We start from the raw sequence: 3997 nt of genomic DNA, 5'->3' as shown, positions 1-3997 counted from the left end.
CAGGGCCGGGAAGCAAGAACGGCAGGGCGAGCACACGAGGGAGCCACTCTCACCGCTAGCGCTAGCGCTCGTCCTCGCCCTGAGCAGCCAGACGTACGAAGCGACGAACAAAAACACAGGGGTCTCACTCACCCAAGGTCGGCACGACGCCGGCCGTATCAGGAGGTTGGCAACATGGTTTTTCAGTTCGAGGATACGGCCGTACAGAACGCACGGATGAAGGTGGTCGGCGTCGGTGGCGGCGGTGGCAATGCGGTGAACCGGATGATCGCGGAGGATCTCGACGGTGTCGACTTCCTGAGCGTGAACACGGACGCGCAGGCACTGAAGCTGTCGAGTGCGCAGCTCAAGATTCAGATCGGCAAGAAGCTGACGCGCGGGCTGGGTGCAGGCGCGCGGCCCGAGATCGGTCGCCAGGCGATCGAGGAGAGCCGGGAGGAAGTGGCGCATGCGCTGGAGGGAGCGGACCTGGTGTTCGTCACGGCGGGCATGGGGGGCGGCACCGGCACCGGCGCAGCGCCGGTGATTGCCGAGATCGCGCGTGAGATGGGTGCGCTCACGATCGGTATCGTGACGCAGCCGTTCCTGTTCGAGGGCAAGAAGCGCATGCGGCAGGCGGAGATGGGACTGGCCGAGCTGAAGCGCTGTGCCGATACGGTCATTGTCGTGCCCAACGAACGGCTGCTCAGTGTGGTCGGGAAGGGAACTTCTTTCCGGGATGCACTAAAAAAGGCTGACGAAGTGCTGCTGCATGCCACGCAGGGGATCAGCGATCTCATCCATGTGACGGGCGAGGTAAACGTTGATTTCGCAGACGTTAGGACGGTCATGATGAGTCGCGGACCGGCCCTGATGGGGACCGGCTTCGGGACGGGCGAGAATCGTGCAATGGAGGCGGCGCAGGAAGCGATCTCGAGCCCGCTGCTCGACAACGTGACGATCGAGGGCGCCGCAGGCGTACTGATCAACATCACGGGCGGGATGGACCTCACCATTGACGAGGTCACGACCATCGCCTCCATTATCCAGGAAGCCGCGGGCGACGATGCCGAGATCATCTTTGGCGCGGTCCACGATCCCTCGATGGAGGGCGCGGTCCGCGTTACGGCCATTGCCACCGGCCTGGAAAAGGTGGAAGAGCCGCCCGTGCGCGACAATCTCGTCCGTCCGAACTTCGGCAACACACGTACGGTGATGCCTGCGACGCCGCGCCAGCAGGCGATTCCCGTCGAGCCGGCATATGCGCGTCATGTGCAGCCGGCGGTGGCGAGTGCGGGTGTGGGTGGGGGCCGGACGATGATGGCGGAAGCGATGCCGTTCCCGCGGCCGCCGCAGAGTCCGATCGCGCGACATCAGGTGGCGGACCTGGATATTCCGACGTTCATCCGTCGGCAGATGGACTGACAGCGCAACAATCACCGCTCGCGTAAAGGATCGCCGGTTCGATGCCGAACCTCTACAAAACAGTGATGCTGCTTCTGATCGCCGGGGTCAGCCTGGGTGCCGTGTCGATGTTCAACCCGGCAGACCCTGGCATCCCGCGCGAGCGGGCGCGCGTGGTCGGGCCGCTCTACGCAGTTCCGGTGGAGCGGGTCGAGACGCACGTGCTGGGCAGGGGCGAGACGCTGAGCCAGCTCTTCGAGCAGGCGTCGATCGCGGGCCGTGAGTTCGCCGACATGCTGATGGCGCTGCGGGAGTATCAGAGCCCGCGTCGCCTTTCGGTGGGGACGGAGATCACGATCCGCCGCTGGATCGAGACGGACGAGCCGCGCGCGATCGACATCCGCATCAACGCGGACTCGACGATCCGCCTGGCGCGCAGCGACCTGGGCTGGCAGAGCTCGGTCCGGCTGACACCGGTCGAGCTGGACACGGTCTATGCTGCGGGCGTGATCGAGCAGGGCCGCACGCTCTACGAGGCGATCGTCCGTGACGAGACGTCCAACCTGCCGCCCAGCGAGCGCATCCAGCTCGTTTCCGCGCTCGCGGAGATCTACCAGACCAAGCTCGACTTCACGCGCGAGATCCAGGCGGGCGACTCGTACCGGCTGGTCTACGAGCGGGAGCGACGTCCCGATGGCACTGCGCGCCGGCGTCGCATCCTGATCGCTGAGGTCGAGAACCGCGGGCTGTCCTTCCCGGCCGTGTTCTTCACCGACGACGAGTCGACGCACGGCTACTTCGACCTCAAGGGCAAGTCGGTCGAGAGCGGGTTCAGCCGCTATCCGATCCGCTACGTCCGGATCACCTCCAATTTCAATCCGCGCCGCTACCATCCGGTGCTCGGCCAGTACCGCGCGCACCTCGGCACGGACTACGGCGCGCCGCATGGCGAGCCCGTGCTCGCGACCGCTGACGGCGTCGTGATCTCGCAGGGGCGCAACGGCGGCTACGGCAACATGGTCGAGCTGCGCCACGCGAACGGCTACACCACGCGCTACGCGCACCTGAGCCGCTTCGCCAAGGGGCAAGGTCGCGGCACGAAGGTGCTCAAGGGGCAGGTGATCGGTTACGTTGGCGCGACCGGCCTTGCGACCGGGCCGCACCTGCACTACGAGTTGCGGGAGCGTGGCCGCGCGATCGATGCGCGGCGTGCGGAGCTGCCCGACGGCGCACCGGTGCCGGAGCAGCACCTGGATGCGTATCTTTCGCTCGTGCAGGAACGCACGGCGCTGCTCGAGCGTGCCCGGCCGATGTACGCCCTGTCGAGCGTGGGATCGACCACCGCCCGCTAGGCGCGACGCGCGTCACTGCGTCAGCATCGAGCCCGCCGGCAGCCGCCTGCGGGCTCGTTTCTTTTTCCGGCGAGGCCCTTGAGCATCACCGCCTGGATCGTCTTCGTGATCGCGGCCGCTGCGGCGGGCGGCTTCGTCTCGTTTCTCTACCGCACGCGTGAGCCCGCCGTGCGCCACCGCGCGCTGCTGATCACGCTGCGCACGCTCGCGCTCGCGATCCTGCTGCTCGTCATCTTCGATCCCGCACTCCCCGCGACGGGCGGCCGTGCGCCGCGCACGGCCGTCGCACTGGACGCATCCCTCAGCATGCGACTGCCGGTGAGCGCCACCGATTCGACGGCGCGCTGGAGCACTGCGGTCACGACCGCGCGGCGTGCCGCTGGTGACGCCGGCGTGCTCGTGTTCGGCGACGGCGTACGCAGCGTGGCAGCGGGCGAGCTGGACGCGATTCAGCCGGACGCCGCACACAGCCGCCTGCTGCCCGCGCTGCGGGCTGCGGCGGAGGCAGGTGCGCGCAGGCTGCTGGTCGTGAGCGACGGCGGGATCGAGGACGGCCCCGACGTCGCCCGCTGGGCTGCCCGCTACGGGGTCGCGCTGGAGATCGAACAGGTCGGCGACGCGCGCGCCGCATCGCGCAGCCTGACCGAGCTGGACGCGCCATCGTGGGTCGAGGCCGGCGAGCCCGTGCCGCTGCGTCTGTCCGTCGGTGCCGGGGCACAGCCGGGCACCGTGACCGCGCGCGCTCCCGGTGCGGAGCCGGTCAGCGTTTCCGTCGACGCGGGCGAGACCGGCCAGGTCCAGACGGTGGAGCTGGAGCTCACCCCCCGGGCGCCCGGAGAGGGCGGCCTGGTGCGCATCGACGTCGCGCTCGATTCGCCCGCGGACGCGGCACGCAGCGTTTACGTGCGCATCGGCGGGGAGCCCGCCGGCGTGGCGCTGGTCTCGTTGCGACCCGACCAGGAACCGCGCTTTCTGCTGCCCGTACTGGAAACATCGCTGGGCCTTCCCGTCCACGGCTTTCTGCGGGCCGCAGACGGCGCGTGGATCCGCCTGGGCCAGGGCACGGATGCGGGGCAGCGCGCGACGGAAGTTGAGGTACGGCGCGCCGTTGACAACGCCGAGATGCTGGTGCTGCACGGCGCGGGTGGTGGCGCGCCCGAGTGGCTGCGCACGGCCGCGGGCCGCGCAGGACGGCTTCTCGGGTTTCCCGCGACCGGCGGAGTGCCTGGCATCCCCGCGCAGCTCGGGAACGCCGTGAGCGA

3 protein-coding genes are annotated in these 3997 nt (G+C 68.8%); all 3 read left to right on the top strand.

Features of this window, described 5'->3' with window-relative positions:
* The first annotated feature begins 174 nt into the window (after positions 1-174).
* Positions 175-1404, top strand: coding sequence for a cell division protein FtsZ (ftsZ, locus tag VFU06_15490; GenBank protein ID HEU5210798.1), 1230 nt, complete (start codon positions 175-177; stop codon positions 1402-1404).
* A 41-nt stretch (positions 1405-1445) separates the two neighbouring features.
* Entirely contained in the window at positions 1446-2735 is a 1290-nt protein-coding gene (locus VFU06_15485) for a M23 family metallopeptidase (protein ID HEU5210797.1), read from the top strand.
* 78 nt (positions 2736-2813) lie between these two features.
* On the top strand, positions 2814-3997 hold a 1184-nt coding region (locus VFU06_15480; GenBank protein HEU5210796.1), incomplete at its 3' end, for a hypothetical protein.

The organism is Longimicrobiales bacterium (assembly GCA_035764935.1).
Taxonomy (GTDB): Bacteria; Gemmatimonadota; Gemmatimonadetes; order Longimicrobiales; family RSA9; genus DASTYK01.
This window is presented reverse-complemented; position numbering and strand designations above follow the sequence as displayed.

What these genes read in the sequence shown, in the direction of transcription:
- VFU06_15485 (HEU5210797.1), top strand. Translation starts at nt 1,446, where the DNA reads ATGCCGAACCTCTACAAAACAGTGATGCTGCTTCTGATCGCCGGGGTC.
- ftsZ (HEU5210798.1), top strand. Translation starts at nt 175, where the DNA reads ATGGTTTTTCAGTTCGAGGATACGGCCGTACAGAACGCACGGATGAAG.